This window comes from Citrobacter sp. TBCS-14 (genome assembly GCF_005280805.1).
In the GTDB taxonomy this organism is placed as follows: Bacteria; Pseudomonadota; Gammaproteobacteria; order Enterobacterales; family Enterobacteriaceae; genus Citrobacter; species Citrobacter gillenii.
The window spans coordinates 1-580 of the sequence record NZ_SZWM01000840.1; the positions used below are offsets into that span (position 1 = coordinate 1).

At 54.2% G+C, this 580-nt stretch carries 1 protein-coding gene and 1 pseudogene; both read left to right on the top strand.

Annotation, left to right across the window (positions count from 1 at the left end; all coding sequences use genetic code 11):
- Positions 1–363, top strand: a pseudogene (locus FDX22_RS21600) (Rne/Rng family ribonuclease); the annotation flags it as partial.
- A gap of 33 nt (positions 364–396) precedes the next feature.
- Positions 397–580, top strand: a 184-nt coding sequence (locus FDX22_RS32735) for a hypothetical protein (RefSeq protein ID WP_370317686.1), incomplete at its 3' end; no start/stop codon positions are given.

Sequence of the window (580 nt, forward strand, 5' to 3'; positions counted from 1 at the left end):
AAGGATCGCGTAAAAACCAGCATTAACGGTTTTTCACAGCTGGGTCTGGTAGAGATGACACGTAAGCGCACGCGTGAAAGCGTGGAGCATGTGCTGTGTAACGAGTGCCCAACCTGCCACGGACGTGGCACGGTGAAAACGGTCGAAACCGTATGTTATGAAATCATGCGTGAAATCGTCCGCGTGCACCATGCTTACGACTCCGATCGTTTCCTGGTCTATGCTTCTCCGGCCGTGGCGGAAGCCCTGAAAGGTGAAGAGTCACACGCGCTGGCGGAAGTGGAAATTTTTGTCGGTAAGCAGGTTAAAGTACAAATCGAACCGCTCTATAACCAGGAGCAGTTCGACGTCGTTATGATGTAGTTAACCACCTGATGGCGATACCTTGTAGGCCGGATAAGGCGTTCACGCCGCCATCCGGCAAAACGNCGATTGCCGGGGATTTTACTGCTCACTGGAGCCGCATTCGTTGTCATCGCAGCGCTGCTGGTCAGTGGGCTGCGCCTTGCTCTACCGCATCTCGATAGCTGGCGTCCGACCATTCTGGGCAAGATCGAATCTGCCACCGGTATGCCCGTTT